The organism is Anabaena lutea FACHB-196 (assembly GCF_014698305.1).
GTDB lineage: Bacteria > Cyanobacteriota > Cyanobacteriia > Cyanobacteriales > Nostocaceae > Anabaena > Anabaena lutea.
In genome coordinates, this window is the sequence record NZ_JACJST010000001.1 from 177,229 (window position 1) to 203,179 (window position 25,951).

At 39.6% G+C, this 25,951-nt stretch carries 22 protein-coding genes; 16 read left to right on the plus strand and 6 right to left on the minus strand.

The window, feature by feature from the left end:
* Window positions 1-123: 123 nt before the first annotated feature.
* The gene (locus H6G59_RS00875) at window positions 124-2,739 is read right to left on the minus strand and encodes a PAS domain S-box protein (RefSeq protein WP_190711292.1); all 2,616 of its coding nucleotides are present in this window, start codon (window positions 2,737-2,739) and stop codon (window positions 124-126) included.
* A gap of 595 nt (window positions 2,740-3,334) precedes the next feature.
* Window positions 3,335-4,606 carry a tRNA nucleotidyltransferase/poly(A) polymerase-related protein gene (locus H6G59_RS00880; protein ID WP_190711293.1) on the minus strand — a complete coding sequence of 424 codons (1,272 nt, stop codon included), beginning with the start codon at window positions 4,604-4,606 and terminating at the stop codon, window positions 3,335-3,337.
* A gap of 86 nt (window positions 4,607-4,692) precedes the next feature.
* On the opposite strand from H6G59_RS00880, the gene H6G59_RS00885 reads away from it, so the two are divergent.
* The 3 genes from H6G59_RS00885 (at window position 4,693) to H6G59_RS00895 (ending at window position 6,558) form a co-directional block, all read left to right on the plus strand.
* A complete protein-coding gene (locus H6G59_RS00885) occupies window positions 4,693-4,941 on the plus strand; it encodes a Ycf34 family protein (protein ID WP_016952413.1) in 249 nt (82 codons plus the stop codon).
* Window positions 4,942-5,247: 306 nt separating this feature from the next.
* Entirely contained in the window at window positions 5,248-5,907 is a 660-nt protein-coding gene (gene tsaB, locus H6G59_RS00890; RefSeq protein WP_190711294.1) for a tRNA (adenosine(37)-N6)-threonylcarbamoyltransferase complex dimerization subunit type 1 TsaB, read from the plus strand.
* A gap of 84 nt (window positions 5,908-5,991) precedes the next feature.
* Window positions 5,992-6,558 (plus strand): hypothetical protein, encoded by a 567-nt coding sequence (locus H6G59_RS00895; RefSeq protein WP_190711295.1) that lies wholly within the window; start codon window positions 5,992-5,994, stop codon window positions 6,556-6,558.
* 254 nt (window positions 6,559-6,812) lie between these two features.
* Here H6G59_RS00895 and H6G59_RS00900 read toward each other — a convergent pair whose 3' ends face one another.
* Window positions 6,813-7,343: a universal stress protein gene (locus H6G59_RS00900; protein WP_190711296.1), complete on the minus strand. Its 531-nt coding sequence runs from the start codon at window positions 7,341-7,343 to the stop codon at window positions 6,813-6,815.
* Window positions 7,344-7,776: 433 nt separating this feature from the next.
* Here H6G59_RS00900 and H6G59_RS00905 point away from each other — a divergent pair, with 433 nt between their 5' ends.
* From H6G59_RS00905 to H6G59_RS00915, 3 genes are all read left to right on the plus strand, one after another.
* Complete coding sequence (locus H6G59_RS00905) at window positions 7,777-11,640, plus strand: response regulator (protein WP_190711297.1); 3,864 nt, start codon at window positions 7,777-7,779, stop codon at window positions 11,638-11,640.
* Window positions 11,641-11,856: 216 nt separating this feature from the next.
* The gene (locus tag H6G59_RS00910; RefSeq protein ID WP_127055328.1) at window positions 11,857-12,243 is read left to right on the plus strand and encodes a response regulator; all 387 of its coding nucleotides are present in this window, start codon (window positions 11,857-11,859) and stop codon (window positions 12,241-12,243) included.
* Entirely contained in the window at window positions 12,244-12,789 is a 546-nt protein-coding gene (locus tag H6G59_RS00915) for a DUF1622 domain-containing protein (RefSeq protein WP_190711298.1), read from the plus strand. It begins immediately after the preceding gene.
* A gap of 6 nt (window positions 12,790-12,795) precedes the next feature.
* On the opposite strand, the gene H6G59_RS00920 is transcribed toward H6G59_RS00915, so the two are convergent.
* The gene (locus H6G59_RS00920) at window positions 12,796-13,473 is read right to left on the minus strand and encodes a phosphoribosyltransferase (RefSeq protein WP_190711299.1); all 678 of its coding nucleotides are present in this window, start codon (window positions 13,471-13,473) and stop codon (window positions 12,796-12,798) included.
* 331 nt (window positions 13,474-13,804) lie between these two features.
* Between H6G59_RS00920 and H6G59_RS00925 the strand changes: the two genes are divergently transcribed.
* Window positions 13,805-14,332: a universal stress protein gene (locus H6G59_RS00925; protein WP_190711300.1), complete on the plus strand. Its 528-nt coding sequence runs from the start codon at window positions 13,805-13,807 to the stop codon at window positions 14,330-14,332.
* Between the two features lie 168 nt (window positions 14,333-14,500).
* On the plus strand, window positions 14,501-15,187 hold the full coding sequence (locus H6G59_RS00930; RefSeq protein WP_190711301.1) for a LabA-like NYN domain-containing protein: 687 nt from the start codon (window positions 14,501-14,503) through the stop codon (window positions 15,185-15,187).
* A gap of 1,786 nt (window positions 15,188-16,973) precedes the next feature.
* Here H6G59_RS00930 and H6G59_RS00935 read toward each other — a convergent pair.
* Window positions 16,974-18,239, minus strand: coding sequence for an HhoA/HhoB/HtrA family serine endopeptidase (locus H6G59_RS00935; protein WP_190711302.1), 1,266 nt, complete (start codon window positions 18,237-18,239; stop codon window positions 16,974-16,976).
* Window positions 18,240-18,640: 401 nt separating this feature from the next.
* Between H6G59_RS00935 and H6G59_RS00940 the strand changes: the two genes are divergently transcribed.
* From H6G59_RS00940 to H6G59_RS00960, 5 genes are all read left to right on the plus strand, one after another.
* Window positions 18,641-19,240: a TetR/AcrR family transcriptional regulator gene (locus H6G59_RS00940; RefSeq protein WP_190711303.1), complete on the plus strand. Its 600-nt coding sequence runs from the start codon at window positions 18,641-18,643 to the stop codon at window positions 19,238-19,240.
* A 37-nt stretch (window positions 19,241-19,277) separates the two neighbouring features.
* Window positions 19,278-20,567 carry an ABC exporter membrane fusion protein gene (locus H6G59_RS00945; protein ID WP_190711304.1) on the plus strand — a complete coding sequence of 430 codons (1,290 nt, stop codon included), beginning with the start codon at window positions 19,278-19,280 and terminating at the stop codon, window positions 20,565-20,567.
* A gap of 96 nt (window positions 20,568-20,663) precedes the next feature.
* Complete coding sequence (locus H6G59_RS00950) at window positions 20,664-20,987, plus strand: DUF2834 domain-containing protein (RefSeq protein WP_190711305.1); 324 nt, start codon at window positions 20,664-20,666, stop codon at window positions 20,985-20,987.
* A 26-nt stretch (window positions 20,988-21,013) separates the two neighbouring features.
* A complete protein-coding gene (devC, locus tag H6G59_RS00955) occupies window positions 21,014-22,195 on the plus strand; it encodes an ABC transporter permease DevC (protein ID WP_190711306.1) in 1,182 nt (393 codons plus the stop codon).
* Window positions 22,196-22,273: 78 nt separating this feature from the next.
* Window positions 22,274-23,011 (plus strand): DevA family ABC transporter ATP-binding protein, encoded by a 738-nt coding sequence (locus H6G59_RS00960; protein ID WP_190711307.1) that lies wholly within the window; start codon window positions 22,274-22,276, stop codon window positions 23,009-23,011.
* 7 nt (window positions 23,012-23,018) lie between these two features.
* Here H6G59_RS00960 and H6G59_RS00965 read toward each other — a convergent pair whose 3' ends face one another.
* The gene (locus H6G59_RS00965) at window positions 23,019-23,456 is read right to left on the minus strand and encodes a helix-turn-helix transcriptional regulator (RefSeq protein WP_190711308.1); all 438 of its coding nucleotides are present in this window, start codon (window positions 23,454-23,456) and stop codon (window positions 23,019-23,021) included.
* A gap of 275 nt (window positions 23,457-23,731) precedes the next feature.
* Between H6G59_RS00965 and H6G59_RS00970 the strand changes: the two genes are divergently transcribed.
* The 3 genes from H6G59_RS00970 to H6G59_RS00980 all read left to right on the plus strand — a co-directional run bounded on the left by H6G59_RS00970 (window position 23,732) and on the right by H6G59_RS00980 (window position 25,924).
* Entirely contained in the window at window positions 23,732-24,367 is a 636-nt protein-coding gene (locus H6G59_RS00970) for a MotA/TolQ/ExbB proton channel family protein (protein ID WP_190711309.1), read from the plus strand.
* Between the two features lie 118 nt (window positions 24,368-24,485).
* Window positions 24,486-24,692 carry a glycogen debranching protein gene (locus H6G59_RS00975; RefSeq protein WP_190711310.1) on the plus strand — a complete coding sequence of 69 codons (207 nt, stop codon included), beginning with the start codon at window positions 24,486-24,488 and terminating at the stop codon, window positions 24,690-24,692.
* Window positions 24,693-25,360: 668 nt separating this feature from the next.
* Window positions 25,361-25,924, plus strand: a complete 564-nt coding sequence (locus tag H6G59_RS00980; protein ID WP_190711311.1) for a methylmalonic aciduria and homocystinuria type D protein — start codon at window positions 25,361-25,363, stop codon at window positions 25,922-25,924.
* The last annotated feature ends 27 nt before the right edge of the window (window positions 25,925-25,951 follow it).

Genomic DNA, 25,951 nt, shown 5'->3' on the forward strand with positions numbered 1-25,951 from the left:
GTTATTGGGCTACATATTATGCTGCTATTAAAGAATCATACAATAGTAAATATACGAAATAAAAAAGTTTGTTTTAATACTTTAGTTACTACTAGTTAGAAACTTTTGCCATCCTGTACTAGACTAAACATTTATTGACACCACTTGGGCAACAGCCGCTGCTAAAGCATCTGGTTCTACTGGTTTAGATATGTGCATTTGAAAACCTGCGGCCATTGCCTGTTGTTGGTCAAATTCTCCCGCAAATGCTGTGAGGGCGATTCCTGGAATTTGTCTACCTGTATTTGAGGAACAAGCCCTAATTTGTCTTACCAATTCATAACCATCCATTTTCGGCATTCCAATATCACTAACCAAAACATCTGCTTGAGACTGTATAAAAACTTCCAGCGCTTCCAATCCTGATGCAACTGTAGTAACTTCAGCCCCATACAGTTTCAACACAAAGGTAATAAAATCCCGTGAATCAGCATCATCATCCACGACTAAAACTTTAATCCCACTTAAATTACAAGATACATCTTGTGGCTTTTTTTCTGTTAGCATCTCTGATCCAGAAGATATTAATGGAATTCTGACAATAAAGGTTGCTCCCTGTCCTTCACCTGGACTATTAGCCTCAACAGTTCCACCGTGTAACTCTACTAACTGCCGGACAATTGCTAGTCCCAACCCTAGTCCACCAAATTTTCTGGTGATTGAACTATCTTCTTGACGGAAATGATCAAAAATATGTGGTAAAAAGTCTGGGTTAATACCTTTACCCATATCACTGACTGTGATTTGTGCCATTGAACCAAATTGATCCAGCCGGACTTCCACTCGCCCGCCCTGGGGTGTAAACTTAACAGCATTGGATAAGAGATTCCAGACAATTTGTTGCAAGCGTGCCGGATCACCTGCTACTTGCCCTATATTCGCTTCAAGTTGGGATTGAATAACAATTTCTTTAGCAGAGGCAGCTAACCTCACAGTATCTAATGCAGCGGAAATTAGAGTTGCCAGATTAACTGTAGAAACATTCAAAGTGAGTTTACCTCGGAGAATGCGGGAGACATCTAGTAAATCTTCAATCAAGTCAACTTGTAATTTGGCATTACGCTCAATACTGTTCAAGGCTTCATCAGTGTTAGCTTTGTTAAGTCGGCCAGTTTTCAAAAGCCTAGCCCAACCTAAGATCGGATTAAGTGGGGTACGCAGTTCGTGGGAGAGGACTGCCAGAAATTCATCTTTAATCAGATTTGCTTTTTCAGCTGCTTCGCAAGCTGCTTGCTGTTGTTGTAGGGCATTTTGCAAAGCTTCCCTGGCTTGGATATGGTCTGTAATATCAGTGTTGGTACCGTACCATTTAACAATTTGTCCTTGTTGATCTCGCAAAGGACGTGCCTGTCCCAAAATCCACCGATACTCCCCACTTCCAGACAGCATCCGAGTCTCTACCTCATATTCGCTGCCATTTTGCAGCGCTTTAGCCCACATTTCTCTTACCTTTGGTAAGTCTTCTGGGTGAATAATTTGCTGCCAACTCTCAGTTTTAAGTTGTTCCACCGTTTTGCCTGTGAAATCGCACCACCGCTCGTTATAATAATCAACCTGACCATTAGGTAGGGCTGTCCATACCTGTTGGGGAATCGTTTCTGTCATCAATCTCAATTGATCTTCACTTTGTTGCAGAGCCTGTTGCGATCGCTGACGCTCAATTGCTACACCCGCTAAATGAGATGCTCTCTCAATCAGTTGCTGTTCTGATTCTTCAGGAGAGCGAACTGTGGGATAATACAGCGCAAAGGTTCCCAATACCTCGCCTTGACTGTCCAAAATAGGCGTAGACCAACAAGCTTTCAGGTGATGAGCCAGTGCCAAATCGCGGTATTCTACCCATTTTATATCGTTGGCGATGTCTGAGACAATTACTGTTTTTTTGGTATAGGCAGATGTGCCACAACTGCCTACTTCTTCACCTACGGGAACACCATCTATTATTGCTTGAGTATATTTTTCTGGTAGGCTAGAACTCACGGCAGGATATAACTTTGTTCCCGCATCATCTAATAGCATAATCGAACAAAAAACTTCAGCTAACTGCATCTCTATGGACTGAGCTAAGGTTGTTAACACTTCGGCAAGAGAAGTACCAGTAGCAATCAGTTCCAAAATATAATTTTGCATGGATAAGAAGGCTTGGGTGCGATTGTCAGATATAGTTTCTGCAACTCGCTGCTCTGGCTTTTGCTGATCAATTAGATTTTGATTAGGAGTTGTTAATAGTTTTTTATTGCTTTTAATATAAACATCACTATGAGATTGTCGGTTTTGAATTTCTGTAATATCAGTAAATGTAGTAACAACTGCGTAGGGAGTAGTTTTATTAGCTTGAAATAAAGGTTGGGAGTTGAGCAATAACCAAACTAGCTCACCAGTTGGTTGATAAAGTCCCATGACAATGTTTTTGCATGGTTTACCTGTTTGTAAACTAACTTGATATGGATAAGTTTCATCTGTAAAAACTGACCCATCTTCATGAATAGTTTGCCAAGGAGGTTTAAAGGGAGTCGTTCCCAGCATTTGCTCAGTTGTGTATCCAAGTATTCTCTCGGCAGCAGCATTACACGCCTGTATAGTGGTATTAGCCAGCTGAAAAATCATACCTTCTTCAGTAGAATTAATTTCCTGTTCTTGTTGGGTTAATACTGACAATTTGACATCAATTTGCTCTGGGTAATTATGTTTTTTTGGCATTTTGTAATTTTCCAGTTTTTAAATGAGCTTTTTCGCAAAATAAGGATTTTTTATATAAATTGCCCACCCTAAATCCTATTTAATCCAATTTGCTATAGAAATCTTGAAAAGGAGTCAGGAGCCAGGAGCGGAGCCGGAGACGCTCCGCCTCCGGTCAGAATCAATCAGTCGGGGATTCAGATCCGCAAATGAATTGTTGCACCACCAAATCTACGATTTAGTGGGGGTCTTAAACCCGGTTATTCATCCGCCACTCGCACAGCATACCCAACTGAATTCTGAATTCTGACGGATGTATTCTGTTCGATAAATAATATCTGACCAATTTTCAGTCTTGTCCGGTAGGCAATTCCCACCCTACGTAGAGCAGGTGACTCTTAACAGGTGACAGGTGTCCTAACCGCCCTGTCTGTTGCTATATATTTCAAAAATCAAATATTATTCCTATAGTTATCAAAGTACGTGATTTGATCATTTTTTATTCAGGTCATAGACTTTTAACTCTCTGTTATATCACTATCATAGTTAATAGCCATTTCTTTTTTCTTTTGATTTGAAAATCTTCATGACGGAAAGACAATTAAGCATACACAAATTAACCCTCAACAAACTGCTTTGCAAACTCTATTGCTGCTTCTACAGTAGCAACTTTCCCCTCAGCTTGGGCTACAGCAATTTCATTCAATATTTTTCCCACAAGTGGTGAAGCTGGAACATTTAGTGCTATGATCACCTCCTTACCACTCACTAACGGTGAGGGGTGAGCTACCAAATCATCAGGGTTCAGGTAACGGTTGATTAAGGGTGCATAGACCCATAGCGGATTATCGCCAGACATCGCCTCTACTCGCATACCATCTGCTAAGGCTAAGGTGGTTGTAGCTGTAAATACAGCCCCCACGTCCTGAAATAAAAAATACTGTTCTCGTAGGGACAGATTAACTACTTTGAACTGTGGGAACAGTCTCAGGGCGATAATTACAGCCCGTATTTCTGCGCGGCTATAGGTTAGTTTCTGTAGTTCTATTTCTGCAACTTCTGGATTTTTGTGAACCAGACAAGCTAGTTTAGCAATACCTAACCAAGTAGTTTTGACGGTATCACGGACATAATTTTGTAGTTCTTCTCCTAATTGTGGCCAGGTTTGAGAAATTAAAGTTGCGGCTTTGTCAACTGCGGCTAATTTAATTAAACTTTCACGGGTAGTGTTGGTAAATAAAGTAGCTAATAAACCATCTTCCCACGCAGCGGTTAGCCAAGGTGTACCCTGAGAACTGGCTAAAAGATAAGCAATTTCCACTCTGACTCGTTCAGCGGCAACTTTACTAATATCTGCTGCTAAGGTGCGAATAGTAGTTTGGGTAGCCTGTTCAATTGTAAAACCAAGTTGGGCAGCTTGACGATAAGCCCGCATTAACCGCAAAGGATCGTCTTGGAGATTTTGGGGTGATATCATCCGTAAGATACCAGCTTCTATGTCTGCACAGCCTAGGAGAGGGTCAATAATTTCTTGAGTATGGGGATTATAAGCGATCGCATTAATTGTAAAATCTCTTCTATGCAAATCCGTGATTAAACTATCTCCCTCCTGTTGGGCAAAATCGACTGTAGCATGGGGAAACACCACACGGGCTATTTTTCTTTCTGCGTCCAGTAAAACAAAACCAGCTTGATAATGATGAGCGATCGCACTCGCTACTTTTACAGCATTATCTGGGATAATAAAATCTAAATCTAAATATTCCCGACTTCTACCCAAAATCGCATCTCGTACCGCCCCACCAACCATGTAAGCTTCTTGTGGCAACCATTCCAGGCTAAAAGGCCAATTTTCGGCAGCTAGACGAGAAATAACTGAGTTACTCATTGTCATAAAAATCAACCTACTAACTCATGCTGAATAGTTTGGCTTAAGCTACATTAACTATAAAGGTTTCTGGAGTTGGTTCTATTATGTGTATTTGCGTAAATTGCCACTATGTAGACCGTTGTGTAACCTACAACGCAGTAGAAGCACAGCACCAACAGCCTCACTTGACTGAAACCCCCGATTTTGACCCAAATGAACCTTCTATCAATGTCAATATTCGCACAAAAGACGAAATAATTGAAATGGAATGGGATGTGGTCGGTTGTCTCAGCTTTAAGAAAGAAATGGGTAAATGGGCTAAATTACGTCCCGGTGAATTAGTCCCAACTTGAATTTTAGATTTTGGATTTTGAATTTTGGATTTTGAATTTGGGCAGCTGGCAACTTTGTAGAGATGTTTTATAAAAATGTCTCTACAATATACAGCAGAAGTCAGGAGTCAGGAGTAAAACTGGCGAATGTGTATAGGTTTAAATTTTGATTCTGTACCTCATTGATCTGCAATCTGCTATATTTAAAATTATATTGAAAATATTATTTTAAATTTTCTGTATTTTATCTATCTCATCCTGCTACAATTATAAATTGTTAATTTCGCCAAAGTTAACTTTTTCATATTCTCAAAATCTATATTTACTTTGACAACTCAACTAGAACATCTCCCAATCACAAAATACGCTTTAGGACTGCATACAACTACACCAGAATTGGGTCTGGTAATTAGTAATTGTGCAGAAAATACTCGCGCCCATGTTTGGAATTTAGGGCGTGATTTATCCAGTCTCATCCATCAATATATAATTGATTTAATTGCACCCCAAAATTGGCAAGACTTGGCTTTTATTGCCGTTGCTAAAGGTCCCGGTGGGTTTACAGGCAGTCGGATTGGTCTAGTCACAGCCCGGACTTTAGGACAACAGTTAGAAATTCCAGTATTTGCCATTTCCACTTTAGCCGCTTTTGCTTGGCATGAAAACAGCAAAAACCTAAAATCACAACCAATTATTGCCGTAGAAATGCCAGCACAAAGAGGGCAAGTTTTTGGCGCTATTTATCAAATAGCCGCTGATAATTCTGGCATCATCACATTATTAGCAGATACAGTATTTACACCAGAAACATGGCAGGAAACTTTAACTAATTGGCATACAGAATATCAATTAATTAAAGCCACATCTGGATTAGCTGCAACTGTGACGAGTATTTTAGAATTAGCTTATTTAGATTGGCAACAAGGTAAACGTCCTGATTGGTCAGAGGCTTTACCATATTATGGGCAGCATCCTGTGGATATGTGAGCAACACAAGTAAGTTTTATCAAGTAAGCTACAATAAACAATATCATCCATTACTGTTATCTGAAAATTTTTTTACAAAAAACTATGACACTGGAAGAAATTGCAGCTACATTGATAGGGTTATTTGGTGCGGAAGTCGTGCAAAATATAGCCCCTGGTTCTTGGCAAATTGAAACTTCCGCATTTCGTTTATTGGTGCTACTTTCAGAAGATAATACTTGGCTGCGGGTGTTGTTGCCAATTATGCCTCTACAAGAAGCCGAACCATTTTTAACACAGTTCCTCGAAGCCAACTTTGATGATACTCAAGAAACACGCTACGCTGTGTATGATGGGGTAGTGTGGGGAGTATTTCAGCACAATAGCGGGACTTTAACTAGTGCAGACTTTGCTAGTGCGATCGCTCGACTTAAATCTTTATATCAAGCAGGTGTCAATGATGTCTTCAATCAACTGATAGAAACTCGTATCCGGCAAATTGTTCAAGCAGCAAAACAACAAGGACAATCTCTGCAAGCAACAATGCAAAATTTAGACCGTTTTTATGCAGAAGGATTATTAGGAGAAATAGACCAAAATGCAGCAGCAAGAGAAGAAGTTTTAACCGCTTGGAGAAGTCAGTTAGAAAAACTTTGGGATGAGCAATATTAGTCGCAGATATAGCAATTACTATTCAAAAGACTAGGAAACGCTATAATTAGGATTCTAGTAAGTATTCAGGATAGAGAATACTCCAAGTCAAAAGAATAAAGACTTTTCGAGTCAGATTTAATGATTTTGATAAAATCTTACTTCTCTCTATTCTTCATTTCCTAAGCATTCTGAACCCAAGGTCTGCGAAGCGTCTCCTGACTCCTGAATTCTTACGGATTTTATGGCCAAATCACCAACTAACAATTACCGTTTTAGCGGATAACGCTTGTGATTTCTGGTTTCACTTCTGTTAGTTTGACACTGACAGGAAAATGTATAATATGCACTGAACAAGGAGCATGGTGTAAAACGTAGTTACTCACGCTACCCAGTACTAGTTCCGTCAGTCCAGAACGACCCCGCCGCCCCATTATAATCAAATCAGCATTCCACACTGTAGCTAATCGACAAATCATGCGACCAGGATTGCCAGTATTTTGAGTAAATTCCGCATTTATCCCGGCTGTGTTTGCTTGGGCGCATAAAGACTGTAACATCTGCAAACTTTCGTTTTTAAAGGTTTCCCATTGTTGTTGATATAATTTAAAACTTTGCTCATTCCAGCCCGGATAATAGTCGATGTTGGGAGCTATCATCAAATCAGGACTGCCCTCTTCTTCTGGAGATAGGACGTGCAGTAGCATTAAGTTAGCCGATGTTAGCTTTGCTAATGCCAAGGATTGCTCAAAAACAGATTGTCCAATTTCTGAGCGATCTAATGCAGCTATAATCTTCTTGAACATAGATGCCTCCATTCCTGCTTACTTAATTTGTTTATAAATCAAAAATTTGAGGAACTTGTGAGGATGGATTTTTCTCCTCATTAAAAAGGCACAAATTAAAGATCACCATCTCATACCATTTCATTTTAGGCAACACCAAAAAATAAATTACCCAAAAATCGTAGGTTAGGACGGTAGTCCGTAACCCACCATAAAATTAGGGGATGTTTCTATTTGGAAGTCCCTAATTTCTATTATTTCTCAAAATTACCGGGATTAATCCATATCTTAAGCTTGATATTTTTTTAGAAAAATTAACTTAAATTAATACTTAAGATATACTCTTAAAATTATTTGAGTTCTGACCAAGTTAATCATAAGATATTCTCATATAAAACCGTTGCCTTATATCCAACTTTTAAAACCATTACATCAGATCAGGAAAGCATTTAAGATGAAAATTTTAATTGTGGAAGATGATGAGTTAAATGCTTATGCACTCACAGCCGTTCTCACAGACCAAAATTATGCAGTTGAAGTAGCGACAGATGGTGATGCGGCTTGGGATTTAATCACAACTTACGATTATGATTTAATTCTTTTAGATGTAATGCTGCCCAAGCTAGATGGTATTAGTCTGTGTCGGAAAATTAGGTCTAGTGGTCGGACAGTACCAATTTTATTATTAACCGGATGCGATCGCTCTCACGAAAAAGCCATCGGTTTAGATGCAGGTGCAGATGACTATGTAGTGAAACCATTTGACCAAGAAGAATTAGTAGCCCGTGTACGGGCATTATTGCGCCGAGGTAGTATAACCTCACAGCCCGTACTAGAGTGGGGCAATTTAAAACTAGATCCGAGTAGCTGTGAAGTCACCTATGGCCAAAACTTACTCTCACTCACTCCTAAAGAATATGCTCTATTAGAATTATTTTTGCGAAATCATCGCCGGGTGTTTAGCTGTGGCATGATTTTGGAGCATCTTTGGTCCTATGAAGACACACCAGGAGAAGAAGCCGTTCGCACCCATATCAAAGGACTGCGAATGAAACTAAGAAGCGTAGGCGCTAACAGTGATTTAATAGAAACAGTATATGGAATTGGCTATCGCCTGAAAGCACTTGAAGAAGAAGGGGTGCAGAAACCAGGAGAGGAAGATGCTAATTTCAAATCCCAGCGAACTTTTACAGCCATTGCAGATATTTGGCAGCGTTTTCGGGGGCGGGTTGATGAACAGGTGAGCATCATAGAACAAGCAGCACAGCCCGGTTTAAAGCCAGAATTACGTTCAAGCGCTGCCCAAGAAGCACACACCTTAGCAGGTTCTTTAGGAACTTTTGGTCTACCCTTCGGTTCAGAGTTAGCCAGAAAAATTGAGAAGTTACTGAAATCTGCTAAAAACTTAAATGCAACTGATACGACCAACCTACAAAATTTGGTCAAGCTACTGCGTCAAGAAATCCAAAGTAAAGATCAGCAAAACCTATCACCACCAACAGCGAAGAGTAATAAAAAGTCCGTAGTTGTGCAGGAAGAATTAGCCCCAGAAGCAGCTAAAGCAAATATCGTGGTTGTAGACGACGACCCGCAAATTCTAGCATTATTACAAACCTTACTCACTCCCTGGGGTCTTAGAGTTATTCCTCTGAGTGACCCCCGTCAGTGCTGGGAAACTCTAGAAACTGAAAAGCCAGATATGTTGATTCTAGATGTGGAAATGCCCTATACAAACGGGATTGAACTTTGCCAAAGAGTACGCAGTCATCCCCAATGGAGTGAGTTACCTATCCTCTTTCTCACCGTTCATAACGATGCAGAAATGGTGAATCAGGTGTTTAGCGCGGGTGCTGATGACTTTGTCAGCAAACCCATCATTGGACCAGAACTGGTAACTAGAATTATCAACCGCTTAGAACGGGTAAAACTCCTGCGGCGCATGGCGCAAACCCACCACACTGCTCTACAGCAGAGTCAGGAAAACTACGAACAGTTAGTAGAACTTTGTCCAGAAGCGATTTTTATTGAAAGTGAAGATAATTTAGTCTTTTTCAACAGTGCCGCCCTGAAGCTATTTGGTGCAACAAAATCGACGGAATTATTAGGCAAATCATTACTTGACTTTGTACATCCAAATTCCCAAGTTGAGATTGGTGAATACATCAAACATCTGAGAACAATTAAAAAATCAATTCCCTTACAGGAAAAACAGTTTTTACGGTTTGATGGCAAAGTGATTGATTTAGAACTTGTTGCAGCTACTGTTAGTTATCAGGGCAAATCGGCATTACAATTTTTAGCTCGTGACATTACTCAACGCAAGCAGGCAGATTTAGCTCTCCACAAAGCTAATAACGAACTGGAATTAAGAGTAGCAGAGCGCACAGCGGAGTTAATGGCTGTCAATCACTATTTACGGACGGAACTAGATGAGCGACTACGCACACAGGAAGCTCTGCGGATTTCCCAAACTCGCTTTGAAGGAATTTTGGGTATTGCTGATGATGCGATTATTTCTATTGATGGCAATCAGGAAATTACTTTATTTAACCAAGGTGCAGAAAAGATTTTTGGTTATTTGTCTCCAGAAGTTTTAGGCAAAAAGCTGGATTTACTATTACCAATGCGCTTTGCTGAAAAACATCGTCATCATGTGGTGGACTTTGGTAAATCTCCCAATCCTGCCCGCAGAATGGGCGAAAGGCGCGAACTATTTGGTCGCCGCAAAGATGGGACTGAGTTTCCGGCGGAGGCTTCTATCTCTAAACTAGATGTCGATGAAAAATGTGTATATACAGTAATTTTGCGTGATATAACTGAGCGCAAGCAAGTGGAACGAATGAAAGATGAGTTTGTGTCTGTGGTGAGTCATGAACTTCGTACTCCTCTGACTTCGATTCACGGTTCTTTAGGAATGTTAACCAGTGGTTTGCTACCAACAGACTCAGAGCAAGGTAAACGCTTGTTACAAATTGCTACTGATAGTACTGAGCGATTGGTGAGGCTAATTAACGATATCCTCGACATTGAGCGAATTGAGTCGGGTAAAGTGAAGATGGAGCAAGAAACCTGCAATCTGGAAGAGTTAATTGCTTCAGCGGTGAATGTTATGCAGCCTCTAGCGGCTAAAGCTGAGGTGAGTTTATCCATTTCCAGCTTATCTGTTCAAGTCTGGGCTGATTCAGATCGCATTGTCCAAACTTTGACGAATTTGTTGAGTAATGCGATTAAATTTTCTCCTGCTGGTGCTACGGTTTGGTTAATAGCTCAACAACAGGAAGATCAAGTGCTGTTGACAATTAAGGATCAGGGAAGGGGAATACCCAGCGACAAACTCGACAGCATTTTTGAGCGCTTTCAACAGGTTGATTCTTCGGATTCACGCAACCATGAGGGGACTGGTTTAGGTTTGGCAATTTGCAAAAGTATTGTCCAGCAACATGGTGGCAGTATTTGGGTGGAAAGTGTCTTAAATGAAGGTAGTAGTTTTTACGTGACGCTGCCGATTTTAGTAACTCCCTACAGTGGAGAATCAGAACAGTCTGCTACCTCAGAACCAATGATGATCGATCAACACTATCCTCTCGTCTTGGTTTGTGACGACGATGCTGTGATTCGGGCAGAGTTACAAACCTTGTTAGTACAAGGAGGATATCGGGTGATTACAGCTGCTACGGGTGAGGATGCGATCGCTCTAGCAGTCGTCGAACACCCTGATGTGATTTTACTAGATTTGCTGATGCCAGGGATGAATGGTTGGGAAACAATGGCAGTATTGAAAGAACGCTCAGATACTCACGATATACCGATTGTGATTTGTAGTGTCTACAAACCTAATAAAAGTAATCCCAATGCTGATTTTGTGGATTGGTTAAGTAAGCCAGTAGAAGAAATATCTCTGTTACATTCTTTGAGACAAGTAGTATCTGAACCTGCCCGAAAAGTCAGAATTTTAATTGTTGAGGACGATAAGGATCTGGCAGATTTGTTAGCAACTTTATTTGAAAGACATGATATTGAAACTTTTCTCGCTAAAACTGGTAGAGAAGCTATTCATCTCAGCCAAGAAGTTAAGCCTGATTTACTAATTCTGGATTTAATTTTGCCGGAAATAGATGGATTTACAGTAGTAGATTGGCTCAAGCAGCACAATCAACTTTGTCAGATTCCAGTTGTTGTTTATTCAGCTAAGGATTTGGATGAGTCTGAACGTCATCGACTCAAATTAGGACATACAGAATTTTTGACTAAAGGACGAGTTACAACTCATGAATTTGAACAACGGGTGATGTATTTGTTGCAAAGAATGACAGAATAATTCGTAATTCGTAATTCGTAATATTATGTCCGGCTAATTACTGATAATAAACTTTTCCTACTTCCTATTTCCTATTTCCTATTCCCTATTTCCTATTTCCTATTTCCTATTTCCTATTTCCTATTTCCTATTTCCTATTTCCTATTCCCTGTTCCCTGTTCCCTGTTCCCTGCCCAAACAGATATGATAACTATTCAAACATCCTCTAAGAAGAAAATGACAACAAAGAGAATTCTAGTCGTTGATAATGAGCTATACATTCAAGAAGTTGCGAAGATTTGTTTGGAAACAGTCGCAGCTTGGGAAGTGGTAACTGCAAGTTCTGGGAAAGAGGGAATAATACAAGCTGAGGTTTACCAACCAGATGCAATTTTACTAGATGTGATGATGCCAGATATGGATGGACTGGCTGCTTTTGAAAATTTACAAGCAAATCCAGCCACAAAGCAGATTCCAGTAATTTTGTTAACGGCGAAAATCCAAGCTACTGATCGTCGTCGCTATGCTCAATTGGGAATCAAGAGTGCGATCGCTAAACCGTTTAATCCGCTAGAATTAGCAGGGCAAGTAGCAGCGGCTTTGGGCTGGAGTTTGGAGAAGTAGATGAAACGAGAGCCTTTCAGCAATGCTTCAGTGAATATTATCCTACCTCTGGCATTGATTCTCGGTCTGGTTCTGTTGTTAAGCCTCAATGTCGAACCAAGTCACACAGAAGCAATATCGAGGAGTCCGTTGGAATCATGGCTGAAGCTGATTGTCGGCTATTTAGCAGCAGGTACAGAAATTTCGGCCGCAGTAGTGATTGGTAGTGCCGTGATTCAGAGTATTTTTGCTTATGTCCGCCACTTATTTTCCCGTTCTCGACAGAGTTTTGATGCCACTGAATCAATTCGCCTCAAATTGGGAAGGGTATTAGTTTTAGGATTAGAATTTTCTGTTGCTAGTGACATACTCAGAACAGCAGTTGCGCCCACTCGTCAGGATATTTTAAACTTGGGAGCGATCGTGCTTTTAAGAACTCTACTCAATTATTTTTTAGAAGCTGAGATTAAACAAGCAGAGCAAAGTCGTTTACAACAGAGAGAACCTGTTGAGAATTCCTACATAGCAACAGACCATGATTCTAATGATCACAGACGGATAAATTAGTAAATACTAATTCCCCCTTTGCGGAACGTCTCCTAGAGAAGAGGCTGACTGCTTTGCTAAAAGTTCGCGTACTTCTTCATCAGTAGTTTGGGTGAAATCTTCATACCAAATACCAATTGCAGACAAGTCCGCTGGAATTTGTAAACAAACGATTTCGTCTACTTCCACGCGTAAATCTTCATAAGTGCTTGGCGGTGCAACTGGGACTGCAACAACAATTTTTGCAGGCTGCTGTTGTTTGATAATGGCAATGGCAGCACGAATGCTAGAACCAGTAGCAATACCGTCATCTATCAAAATAACTGTTTTATTTTTAACATTTATAGGTGGAATATTACCCCGATAAGTGCGATCGCGCCGCTGTAATTCTTGCAATTCTTCAGCAGCCACTGCCCTAATTGCTTCCCAGTCTATTCCCAAACTATTAATGACATCGTAATTCAGTACCTTAATTCCTCCAGCAGCCAAAGCACCCATCGCCAATTCATGATGGCCGGGTACACCGAGTTTTCTGACTATACACACATCTAAAGGTGCATTCAAGGCTTTGGCTACTTCAAAAGCCACCGGCACACCCCCACGAGCTAAACCTAAAACCAACAGGTCTTTGCTGTTAGCATATGTTCTTAGATGTGATGCTAACATCTGTCCTGCTTCAGTGCGGTTACGGAATCTTTTGATCATTACTCTCATCTCCTGTGTTCCATTTCTGAAAATGAACAATGCTTGCAGGTTTTTGGGTGATGATTCGCACAAAATAATTAGGGGATAGATGCGTAAATATTCAGAATACAGAGTTCAAAAATCAGAAATCAGAGTTAAGAAGGCTATTAGAGTCAGTGTAAACTTTGAATTTTTCAGATTTTCCCAAACACCCGACTTTACTTATATGATAGCTCTCACACAATATCTATGTAGCTGTGAAACTGAGGCAAGATTTGACTAAAATGGCAAATATAGGTCAAGCTTTGCTATTTACAAATCAGTACAAGTATAAATTAAGGACTATTAAATTATGTTTCACAAAATTTTAGTTGCCCTAGACAAATCAGAAACTAGCGAGTACATCTTTGAGCAAGCCTTATTTATAGCTAAAGCCAGTAATGCAGCAATGATGTTGCTTCATGTTCTCTCACCTTTAGAAGATCCTTACCTCAATCCTATATTTTTGCAGCCAGAGACTATCTATCCCTCTTTGCAAACCGAAGCTATCAAGAGATATATGCAAGCCTGGGATGAATTGAAGCAAGAGAGACTTACTTGGATGCAATCTCTCACTCAAACCGCAATTAATGCCGGAGTCAAAACTGAGTTTACCCAAAGTATAGGTAGCGCAGGTCGTCTCATTTGTGAATTAGCCAGCAGTTGGCAAGCTGATTTAATTATTGTCGGCCGTCGGGGGCATAGTGGAATAACTGAGCTTTTCTTAGGAAGTGTGAGCAATTACGTGCTGCATCATGCGCCTTGCTCTGTTATGACCATGCAAGGCTTAATCCCCAGCATTGCCACAAATACAGCCACCACTGAACTAGCTTCCACCTAAAATTGTGACAATTTTTTTCACTGCGTTAAGTTTATTTGCAACTAGTGTCTGAAGACAATTTCTTGCTACGTTTACTACTACTGTGATTAAGTTATTAAGTTAGCACAGACTATACTAGTATTAGCAATTTATCAAATATCATCCTCAATTTAACATCTAGAGGTATCAATGAGTTTTACTAATCTTAGCAAAAAAACAAACGAATATAAAGAACTTAAGGAAAAACCTCATTGGCAAGGGCCACCACCGATGAAACCTGGTGTCAAAGGTCGAGAAATCAAAGCACAAGAAACTGTTATTGACATCACTGACAGTGATGACCTCAATCGTGGTCGAGTGGCGATTTTTATTGATGGCTTAAACCTATTTCATGCCGCTTTGCAACTGGGCATTGAAATTGACTATGTTAAATTGCTTTGTCGTTTAACTAAAAGTTCTCGATTACTACGTGCTTTCTTTTATACAGGAATTGATAGTAGCAAAGAAAAGCAACAGGGGTTTCTGTTGTGGATGCGCCGTAATGGTTATCGTGTAGTCACTAAAGACATAGTTGCAGTAGCAGAAAATTGCAAAAAACCCAATTTGAATGTAGAAATTGCTGTCGATATGATTACTTTAGCCCCGTACTATGATACTGCTGTGTTAGTCAGTGGGGATGGAGATTTAGCCTATGCTGTCAGTACTGTTAGCAGCTTGGGATCTAGGGTAGAAGTCATCGGTCTGCAAACAATGACTAGCGATAGCCTGATTGATGTAGCTGATTGCTTCACTGATTTTGATAGTATTAAACAACACATTCAAAAGGATTCTCATATCGGCTATAGTTACCGATCTTCGTCCAATGCTCACCTATGAAAGGGAATAGGGAACAGGCAACGGGCAACAGGAAAACTAAGCCGCCCACAAGGGGCGAACTTCGCAGCGGAACGAACTTCGGCTTTAAACCTTGCTTCGTGGCGAATTCTCTTTTCTGTTCCCTCTTCCCTCTTCCCGCCCCGAAGGGGCTTGTAAATTACCTCCCTCTGAGATCCCCTTCTGTGTAAACCGTAGCTCTGAGCGGAGAATTTGTCAGAGGATGCAACAAATTAGGGAACACCAAAAAATAAATTACCCAAAAATAGTAGGGTGGGTCATAGGTAGTCCGTAACCCACCATAAATTTAGGGGATAGTAATAGTGGGTTACGCTGCGCTCTAGCGTTCGCACAGCGTGTGCTTTGCACTTAGCCATGCCCGCAAGGGCTTTACCCACCCTACAAATTGGGGATTTTTTTAATTGGAAGTCCCTTAAACCGGGCATTCCTCCCAACACCAAATCAAAAATTATGGTGTGGGAATCCTGCCTGGTCTAGTTAAAAAAAGTAATTTCCCCTGGATTTGGTCTTTTCAAACTACTAAGTGATACTTAAGTGATACTAAATCGATTTACTAGGTAGCAAATGTTTCATTTTATTTGCAACTTTTTTTAGATGTGTGCTATACCGGGGTGAGAAAAGCTAATTAACATTGATATGTATAATTGCTGTCCTATTCATCTGAGTTGTAAATTCAGTGGGAGTACTGATTAAGGAGTTTTTAGTATTCGATTAACATTCATTTTATGGGGAAATGTATAGTTAGCATCAAAGTTATTAAATATGAAAGCATCTTTGCCAACAGATACATTTCGGTTACACCAAATATACTAATACCTTTAATACAGACAATGTTGCTAGATTTCACATAATTGAAGGAGTGCCAGAAGTGAATCAGATCCAATTGACTTTATTAATTAGTTACGTGCTAATGACTTGCTATTTTTTTACAAATTGGTTAAAGTTTTCCTTGCGTCAACCTGCATCTTCTCCAGAAGATAAATTTTTATCTTTTGTCATGTTTCTGATAACTACTATTTTCTGGCCTCTAATTATTCCTATTTCTTGCTCAAGAATCCTTAAAAATGGCAAATTGGAATTTAGCAATGTAATTCCAGTTCTTTTAACAATGTTTGCTTTTAGTATATCCTATTATCTCAGTTCTGTTCATGGGCATTGGTTTTGCTATTATGATTTATTATGCCCCTATTCTTCATAATTAGGTGAATTTTAGGTGAATTTAAACTATCTTAATCTAGTAATTTAGATTAGGTTTTGTAATTTTACCAAAAAACCAAAAATCAAAAATATTTGCATAACTTTAAGGAGATTAAATCTGGGGATAGTTTGAATTTGATAATTTCTCCTTAAGTGCAATTTAAAAAAGGGGCGTTGCTGATAGCCTGCGTGGCGATAGCCATATTGAAGTATGAAATTGAAAAATCAAAGATTTCAAACTCTTACTCTCTGTGACTCCCTTTGGGTGATGCCTCCGGCTCTCGTAAGGGATACACCAGTCGCCTGGAGCGTGAAACAAAATCATACTCTTAATCAGCAACGCCAAAAAAGGGATAGGTAATTCCAAACAGATTTGTGGAATAACCTCTTAGTGAGGAGGTTGAATTCCAAATCTAAAATTCCAAATTGGGATAATATCATGTCCGCCTAATCACTTATCAAAAAAATATCCGCGTAAGAGCGTCTCGGTGTCAGTCTAGATGATAAGTATATCTCTGACGAGACGCTACGCGAACAACCGGACATGATATAACTTACCTACCCCACACATTTACTGAACTGGGGTGGGGAATGTACCTGGTGTGACAGCTATGTTCAGACTCTGGCCATTGCGACGCAACTCTAGCTGCAAATTTCCGCCAACTTGGCTATTATCTACTGCCTTTTGTACACCAGATGCATCTGTTACTGATTGACCATTGAGTTTTTGGATAACATCACCAGCACGTATTCCGGCTTTAGCTGCGGGTGAATTAACCATCACCTTTACGACTAACACGCCTTTATCTTCATTCACACTTAACCCACTGTTGGGGTCTGAGTTGATGCTTTGTTTTACTTCAGGTGTTAAACCTACCATCTGAATTCCCAGATAAGGATGTTGTGCTTTACCTGTAGCTATGAGTTGATTAGAAATACGTTGTGCTGTTTTGATGGGAATGGAAAATCCTAATCCCTGCGCTCCCTGAATGATAGCTGTATTCATGCCAATTACTTCGCCACGAGCATTAAGCAAGGGGCCACCAGAGTTACCGGGGTTAATTGCGGCATCGGTTTGAATAAATTCAACTCGCTTATCGGGAACGCCAACTTGATTGCTTGATCGTCCGGTGGCGCTAACAATGCCTGTAGTAACGCTATTATCTAAACCAAGGGGATTGCCAATTGCGATCGCCCATTGTCCCGGTTGTAGTTGGTCAGAATTACCTATGGTGACTGTTGGCAAATTATCTGCTTGAATCTTTACCACTGCAACATCTGTTAATTCATCTTTCCCTACTACTTTACCTTTAAAGTTGCGCCCATCTTTAAGGGTGACAGTCACTGTATCAGCACCATCAACTACATGAGCATTGGTGAGAATGCGACCATCCGCACTGAGGATAAATCCTGAACCGGTACCCCTTTCTACACGCCTGCCTCCCTGTGTTGGCAGTTGTGAGCCAAAGAAGCGACGGAACAATGGATCATTAAATTCCTCAGGTAGCCGACTTTGGACAGTACGGGAAGAGTTAATTCGCACTACCGCAGGCCCTACTTTCTGCACAACTTGAGTAATAAAATTAGGATCTGTAGCCCCTGATATTGGAGGTGCAGCATTAACTGGACTTACGGCTAGGTTAGATGCTGTTTTAGTTACATCCTGCTGGTGACTAGCTAGATAGCCACCTCCTAGGGTCATACCCGATCCCAGCAGCACCAAAGATAGAGAAGCCGCTGCTTTTTTCCAGGGTGCATCATGATGGCTTGTGGTATTAGCAGTGTTTGAGGAAACGCTGTTGGATAGGTTATCTCTGTCTTGTGGCTGGTTTTGCATTTGCTGTCTGGAAGGATATTGAGGGTTATTACTAATGTAGATATTTTTTTTGAAGATTTTGTTGCAGACTTACAGGAGAATTGTGACAATAGAGACATAGCCTCTTTGCACATCAGTATTAACAATTATAGGTTATCAATCTCATGACTCTCATGACTGGGTTTAGCCGTTTAAGTTCCTCACAAAGAATATGTGTCCGGTTAAATACTCGTCCTTAGGGAACCACGCACAGACGCGGAGCGTTGCTTTGTTACTATATTAAACGAATATGATATCACTTGTGACAGGTGATTATCTTTGACTGGATATGATCACTAATTAGCCACAAATTATCTATTGACAGATTTGTGAATACAGTTTATCGTTTAAATAACGAGCGTTCGATATAGATAAGCCGAGTTATGCCGAAAATTGTTGATCATGAACAATACCGCAAAGAATTACTCGGTAAGTGTTTCGATTTATTTGCCGAAAAAGGTTATGGTTCCATCACCATGCGGCAAATTGCTGAGAGGTTAAAGGTTTCTACAGGTACGCTGTATCATTACTTTCCCAACAAACAAGCCTTGTTTGAGCAATTGGTGGAAGAAATTACTCAGCAAGATATAATTACAGCTTTAACAGAATTTAGAGGAAAGAATAACATATCTGAGTTGATGAAAGCCTTGGGTCAATACCTCGTTAAAAATGAGGAATACTTAATTAAGTGGACTTATGTCTGGATTGATTTTTGTCAACATCAAGACTCAAAAACAATGCTAACTAATAGTACTGTTTTTAAACACGCTACTCAACGATGTCAGCAAGTAGCCTGTGATGTATTAGGTATTCAAGATGTGGTCTTAGCATCCTTTGTTTTGAGTTTTATCAATGGTGTAATTTTAGAAAAATTATGGGGTAATGAAAATATTGATTTTCCACAACAATGTGAGATTTTGGGCATAATGTTGACGGCATATTTACAGCAAAAACCCCAACTTGAAATAATTAACTGCCGCTAACAACAGATAAAGTTTTTATTTTATTTGGGAGACTGAGATGACTCAAAAGCTATTATTTAAAGCGAGAAATCCAGGTGTAATTTCTTTAGTAATAGGTGCTACTGCTATTACAGCCGGGATTGCTATCTATGGAATTTCTAATTTTGGACAAGTTGGGAAACAGCCTGCACCGGAATTAGGAGAAACTGCTTCTATTTCGCAAAAAGTGACGGCTTTGGGAAGACTAGAACCAGAAACGGAAGTCATTAGCTTATCTGCACCTTTGGCTTTGGATGGCGATCGCGTGGCACAAGTGTTAGTTAAAGAAGGGGATAGAGTAAAAGCCAAACAAGTAGTTGCAGTTTTAGATTCACGCGCTAAGTTACAAAATGCTGTTCTCCAAGCTGAGAAACAAGTTAGAGTTTCCCAAGCTAAACTTGAGCAAATCAAAGCTGGAGCAAAATCAGGAGATATTCAAGCACAGTTTGCGAGTGTTGAACGGATCACAGCCCAATCCCAAGGAGACAAAAAACAGCAACAAGAAAATATTGCTCGGATAGAAGCACAATGGCAAGGTGATAGAATTGCTCAAGAAGCAACTATTAATAAATTAGCCGCAGAACTTAACAACGCCGAAGCCGAATCTCAACGTTATCAACAATTATATTCTGAAGGAGCTATTTCTAATTCTGTGATTGATAGCAAACGCCTAAATTTTGAAACTGCTAAACAGCAATTAGATGAAGCCAAAGCAGTTCTGAACCGAATTAACGCTACTGCTAAAAAGCAACTATCAGAAGCTAGAGTTGCACTAAACCGAATTAATACCACTGGAAATAAACAAGTTACCGAAGCGAAAGCCACACTCAACAGTATTGCCGAAGTTCGTCCCGTAGATGTGAAATTAGCACAAACAGAAGTCGAAAGTGCGATCGCTATCCTCAAACGCGCCCAAATTGACCTAGAAGCGGTTTATATTCGCGCCCCCATGACGGGACAAATTCTGAAAATTCATACCCGTGCAGGGGAAAAAATTGATAACTCTGGTATTGCAGACTTCGCCCAAACAGACCAAATGTTGGCAATTGCAGAAGTTTATCAAACTGATATTAAAAAAATCAAACTCGGACAAAAAGCCGTAGTTACTGGTCAAGCATTTACAGGTGAATTGCAGGGAAAAGTATCACAAATTGGCTTACAAGTCAACCGCCAAAACGTTTTTAGCAAGCAGCCAGGTGAAAATTTAGATAGCCGGGTGGTGGAAGTTAAAATTCGCCTCAACCCAGAAGATAGCAAGCGAGTTGGAGGTTTAACTAACTTGCAAGTACAAACAGCAATTGAATTGTAAAGTTTGTTGGTTGTTAAACATAACGAATGTTCGTTATCAATTATAATCAATTAGTTGAAATTGCAACCTAAAAACTACTTCGTGGTGAATTAAATCATGCTGACACCTATATACATATCGCTTGCTATTCTCGGCTTAGTTTTTCCCTATTCTCAGTTTATTCCCTTTATATTAGAGCATGGATTTGATATAAAACTGTTTTTTGAACAACTTTTTGCTAACAAAATATCTGGTTTTTTTGGAATGGATGTAATTGTTTCTTCTCTAGTATTTTGGGTATTTGTATTTAGTGAAGGAACAAGGTTAAAAATGCAAAAGTTGTGGATTTACATTGCTTGTAATCTTACCGTTGGTGTTTCCTTTGGTCTGCCCTTATTTTTGTTGATGCGACAACGACAGATAGAACAAAAGAGTGACTAACTTAGTTATTAAGAGGCGGTGACAAAATGTTATTTCAACTATTTCGCAAAACGCCTCTAGCTTGGCGACAGTTAATGAAAGAAAAAACGCGGCTGGCTATTGCAGTCGCTGGGATTACTTTTGCAGATATGCTGATGTTTATTCAGATGGGTTTTGAAAGTGCATTATTTGATGCAGCTATTCAACCACATCGAAATTTACAAGCAGATTTAGTTTTAATTAACCCCCAATTTGAAACTCTATTTTCAGTTAAAAGCTTTTCTAGAGAAAAACTATATCAAGCATTGAGTTATGATGGTGTCAAGTCTGTAAGTTCGATTTATATTAGTACCGGACAATGGCGAAATCCACAAACACGAATTGATCGAGCGATTTTAGTTTGGGGTATAGATCCTGCTCAACCTGGGTTGAGATTTCCTGAAGTCCAACAAAATAAAGATTATCTAAAGCAACTGCATCAAGTTATGTTTGATCAAGCCGGTCGTCCTGAATATGGTGCTGTGGGTGAGATCTTTAAAAACACAGGTAATTTTCAAACAGAACTAAATAGTAAATTTGTTAGTGTCAAAGGTTTATTTAGTAATGGTGCTTCCTTTGCGGCTGATGGTAATGTTATCGCTAGTGATTCCACGTTTTTACAATTATTTCCTACCCGCAAAGCTGATCAAATTGAAGTTGGGTTAATTACTCTCCAACCGGGTGCTGATATCGAAAAAGTCAAAGCACAACTGAAAATAGGATTAAACCCAGATCAAAAAAATCCCTTTGTTCAAGTTGATACTCCTGAAGGATTTGCTCAAAAAGAAAAAAGTTACTGGGCTAATGGGACTGGAATTGGTTTTATTTTCGGTTTGGGTGTAGGAGTTGGGTTTATTGTCGGTATCGTGATTGTTTATCAAATTCTTTATTCTGATGTTGCCGATCATTTACCAGAATACGCCACTCTCAAAGCAATGGGTTACAGCGATAGTTATTTTTTGGTAGTTTTGCTGCAAGAGGCATTGTTTTTAGCTGTCTTGGGTTATTTACCTGCATTCTTTCTATCTTTTGGGCTATATCAACTCACTTATTCTGCCACATTGCTGCCGATTTTTATGAAAACAGATCGAGCGATTAATGTTTTTATTTTAACGGTGATTATGTGTAGTGTTTCGGGGGCAATTGCTATTAGAAAGCTCAGTTCTGCTGATCCGGCTGATGTTTTTTAAGCTTTATCAGCCCACCCCCCGCTGTTTCGGGGGAGTTAAAAAGAGCAATCTTGATTAGTTGAAATCAATAAAAATTCTATGTTACAAGTCTCTGCTCAATCCCATATTGCTTCAGAAACGGTAATTAATGTTTCTAACCTCAATCATTATTTTGGTGATGGAGGGCTGCGTAAACAAGCCTTATTTGATATTAATTTGGAGATTAAAGCTGGCGAAATTGTGATTATGACGGGGCCTTCAGGTTCAGGTAAAACTACCCTGTTATCACTGATGGGGGGCTTGCGTTCTGCTCAAGAAGGGAGTTTGCAAATTTTAGGACAAGAAATGTGCAGTGCGAGTAAAGGACAATTAACTAAGTTGCGTCGCCAAATTGGTTATATTTTCCAAGCGCATAACCTGATGACTTTTTTAACCGCCAAGGAAAATGTACGGATGTCTTTAGAGTTGCATGAAGATTATTTGCAAGGAGATATTAACGCCAAAGCTATAGCAATGTTGGAAACTGTTGGTTTGGGAAATCGTGTGGATTACTATCCAGAGAGTTTATCAGGGGGACAAAAGCAACGGGTTGCCATTGCCCGCGCTTTAGTTAGTCATCCTCAAATAGTATTAGCAGATGAACCCACGGCGGCACTTGATAAAAAATCTGGACGTGATGTGGTGGAATTAATGCAAAAATTAGCTAAAGAACAAAATTGCACCATTTTGCTAGTTACCCACGATAACCGAATTCTCGATATAGCTGATCGCATCGTTTACATGGAAGATGGACAATTGAAAAGTGATGGTGTAGATATTGGAGTCAAAGTAAATTAATACTCTTTTATTTAAAGATAATTTCCTCCCGAATTTCCAGATTAAGAGTGTTTTGAATTTTCAAAAGTTTTGTCAAACTAGCACTAGCATATCCGTTTGCTTCATCACGTTGTACCTGTTGAGGTTTAACTCCTAAAAGTTTGGCGAAACTCTCTTGAGTGTGTCCGCGAATAATCCGCGCCTTGATTAATGCTTCTGGTAATTTTTCTAAACTATCATATTGCAATTTCTCAATTTTCCCTTGATTATTTTTGAGATTTTCGTACTCTTCTATCTCTTGAATAAACTCATCAATTTGACTTTGGAGTGAATCAATACGAGCCTGGTGGCGTAGCTTTTGGTTTTCATCTTCTGGAACTGGTTTACTAGCATATTGAGCCATTGCTAACTCAAATTTTTTCATTTGTGCCTTAGTAATACTGTACTGCCATTCATTGAAAATCATAGTGTTTAACCCATAACTCATTTGTTCAAGAATGGCATTACCTAACAATTAAAATTAATTAGGTAATGCCAATTCATTTTTTTATTGCTGATTTTGAATATAATCTAACCATAAATCCAAAATTCATCTCTACCAAAAAACTCGCAGCCATTAACCCAGAAATACAGACAGGATTGTAAAATAACGTACTCCAACTCCCAGATATCCTTTACTGATACTTGTTTCTCAGCAACAATCTGTTAATCTAGCATTGTTGAGAATTGGCAAAATAGTAAATGGAAATTAATAATCTGTTTAAATCAGGTGGGGTGGTGATGTGGCCACTGCTGTTTTTTTCAGTATTAGCAGTGGCGCTAATTATCGAACGTATCACCTTTTGGGTAAGGCTAAGTGGTCGTCAAAATCGAGTAGTGCGGGAGGTGCTAAAGTTTTATCGTCAAGGTAATGTAGTTAGTGCTTTAGATCATTTGCACAACAATGCTGATTTACCCATCGCTCGGATTTTTTTAGCAGCTTTAGAATTAGAAGAACCAACCCCAGAGGAATTCCGCTTGGCTTTAGAAAGTGAAGCACAGGGAGAAATTCCTTTACTCAAAAGGTTCCAAAACATTTTTGATACAATTATTGGTCTTGCTCCTTTGTTGGGACTTCTTGGCACAGTTTTGGGGTTAATTGCTTCTTTTGCATCTTTAAATATTGGCGATGTTGGTGGTACACAAACCGCTGGTGTCACGTCTGGGATTAGTGAAGCCTTGGTATCCACAGCTTCAGGTTTAGTTGTTGCTATTATTACTCTTTTCTTTGCCAATACCTTTCGGGGACTCTATATAAGGCAGATTGCTTGGATTCAAGAATATGGCGGACAGTTAGAATTACTTTACCGCCGTAGCTATGAAAGAGGGGATAAATAACGCTCTGACGCTATGATGCGGAGATTTTTTTGATCAGCAATTAGCCAGACTTGATATTAGATAGTATTCTGAAATTATCAATAACTGTTTTGGCTGCTTGATTTTGAGGAGATGTCTGATGAATATTTGGGTAAATGAGCAAATTGATCCATCGGGTATGATTTATGCCTGCATTGCCTGTTGCAATGAATCTCAGGCTCAAGATTGTCATGAGTCCTTTAAGAAAGGTTTAACTGAGAAGCAAAAATCTGATGGTTGGGTGGCACAATTAAGGTTAGTCGATTCTTGGGATCAAGTCCCAGTCAATGCTTTAAAACTCAATTAATCTTTTTGGTTCTACCGTACTTGTTATGCTAACTTACCAGTCTGAAAGAGGGAACTCTTAACAGGGAACTCTTAACAGGGTAAAGAGGCAATTTTTGTCATAATATCCAATATCTGTGGCTTATGTCTTATGTATATTAAATCTTCCGAAGTTTTTTGAGATTGATTTTGCATATTAGGTACTGAAGAACCATCTTTTTTTACACACCTGTCACCACTACATTTACCAAGTCGAAGGATTTTGGATCAATCCCATTAGCAAGTAATCTTGGTGTTCAAAATTAAAAATTAAAATTTAAAAACAGTTGGAGTAGGGGACACTTACCCCAACTCAACTGAGACTACCTGTAGAGGTATGGGTCTCAACCTCTTGAATTTATCAATACCTTGCTTGTCCATTTTGTGTAGGTTGGGTTAAGCGACAGCGCAACCCGACGCATTTGTTGGGTTTCGTCCCTCAACCCAACCTACAAATCAAGACTTTTTTCGATTTGGACAAGGTATTGTTTATGATGAGGATTTGAGATTTTTTAGATTTATGATGGAAAATGCACAAGATTTACACACACAGTTTTGAGAAACCTTAAATATCAGAAAAAATTGCTGATTTTTTGGAACTTTTCAGAGTTATGATCTGGGAAATAACAAACTTGCAAAACCCGAATAAATGTGGTGAACTATTCCAGCGTTTTTACTTCGGAGCAAGGCTGTCCCATTAATTTAGTTGGCAAAACGGGACAAGCGGTTCAAATTTCCATTCATAATCCTAGCCAATATATCTGTGCCAACTGCGAACAGATATTGCCAGATTGGAAACAGCAGCAGTTTTTATGGGTTGTGGTTGTCTTGCAGCAATCACGATATCCATTGGTGGAAAAAACAGCGCAAGTAGAGACAGAGAAAGAACGATTGCGAGAAAAGTTTATGCGGTTTGGTTGCGATTTGTCTTTTAATTTGCGCGATCGCGGTTATTTGACAGATCTCATCGATCCTCGTACTGGCTATCCTTTACTTTCCCATCCTGGTGAGGTTCCCCACGATGACACAGCTGTGGCTACAGCTTTACTCAATTATCCTGTGATCAAAAATAAATGCCGTGTGCTAGTTCATCCTCAATGGGGTACTGCTGTTTATCCTAGCGTTTTGCTTTCCGAAGCACCCCCGGAGATGATTGAATTGGTAACGAGAGCGATCGCTCCTTTACATGGTTGGACTGAGTTACCACCTTCGTAGAAGGGATTTCCAAATCAAAACATATCC

Excerpts from the sequence above, each read along its gene's own strand:
- H6G59_RS00905 (WP_190711297.1), top strand. The coding sequence starts at position 7,777 with ATGAAAATTTTAATTGTGGAAGATGATGAGTTAAATGCTTATGCACTC.
- H6G59_RS00895 (WP_190711295.1), top strand. The coding sequence starts at position 5,992 with ATGACACTGGAAGAAATTGCAGCTACATTGATAGGGTTATTTGGTGCG.
- devC (WP_190711306.1), top strand. The coding sequence starts at position 21,014 with ATGTTATTTCAACTATTTCGCAAAACGCCTCTAGCTTGGCGACAGTTA.
- H6G59_RS00885 (WP_016952413.1), top strand. The coding sequence starts at position 4,693 with ATGTGTATTTGCGTAAATTGCCACTATGTAGACCGTTGTGTAACCTAC.
- H6G59_RS00940 (WP_190711303.1), top strand. The coding sequence starts at position 18,641 with ATGCCGAAAATTGTTGATCATGAACAATACCGCAAAGAATTACTCGGT.
- H6G59_RS00950 (WP_190711305.1), top strand. The coding sequence starts at position 20,664 with ATGCTGACACCTATATACATATCGCTTGCTATTCTCGGCTTAGTTTTT.
- H6G59_RS00880 (WP_190711293.1), bottom strand. The coding sequence starts at position 4,606 with ATGAGTAACTCAGTTATTTCTCGTCTAGCTGCCGAAAATTGGCCTTTT.
- H6G59_RS00925 (WP_190711300.1), top strand. The coding sequence starts at position 13,805 with ATGTTTCACAAAATTTTAGTTGCCCTAGACAAATCAGAAACTAGCGAG.
- H6G59_RS00875 (WP_190711292.1), bottom strand. The coding sequence starts at position 2,739 with ATGCCAAAAAAACATAATTACCCAGAGCAAATTGATGTCAAATTGTCA.
- H6G59_RS00975 (WP_190711310.1), top strand. The coding sequence starts at position 24,486 with ATGAATATTTGGGTAAATGAGCAAATTGATCCATCGGGTATGATTTAT.
- H6G59_RS00900 (WP_190711296.1), bottom strand. The coding sequence starts at position 7,343 with ATGTTCAAGAAGATTATAGCTGCATTAGATCGCTCAGAAATTGGACAA.
- H6G59_RS00945 (WP_190711304.1), top strand. The coding sequence starts at position 19,278 with ATGACTCAAAAGCTATTATTTAAAGCGAGAAATCCAGGTGTAATTTCT.
- H6G59_RS00910 (WP_127055328.1), top strand. The coding sequence starts at position 11,857 with ATGACAACAAAGAGAATTCTAGTCGTTGATAATGAGCTATACATTCAA.
- H6G59_RS00935 (WP_190711302.1), bottom strand. The coding sequence starts at position 18,239 with ATGCAAAACCAGCCACAAGACAGAGATAACCTATCCAACAGCGTTTCC.
- H6G59_RS00915 (WP_190711298.1), top strand. The coding sequence starts at position 12,244 with ATGAAACGAGAGCCTTTCAGCAATGCTTCAGTGAATATTATCCTACCT.
- H6G59_RS00960 (WP_190711307.1), top strand. The coding sequence starts at position 22,274 with ATGTTACAAGTCTCTGCTCAATCCCATATTGCTTCAGAAACGGTAATT.
- H6G59_RS00930 (WP_190711301.1), top strand. The coding sequence starts at position 14,501 with ATGAGTTTTACTAATCTTAGCAAAAAAACAAACGAATATAAAGAACTT.
- H6G59_RS00965 (WP_190711308.1), bottom strand. The coding sequence starts at position 23,456 with ATGATTTTCAATGAATGGCAGTACAGTATTACTAAGGCACAAATGAAA.
- H6G59_RS00920 (WP_190711299.1), bottom strand. The coding sequence starts at position 13,473 with ATGATCAAAAGATTCCGTAACCGCACTGAAGCAGGACAGATGTTAGCA.
- H6G59_RS00970 (WP_190711309.1), top strand. The coding sequence starts at position 23,732 with ATGGAAATTAATAATCTGTTTAAATCAGGTGGGGTGGTGATGTGGCCA.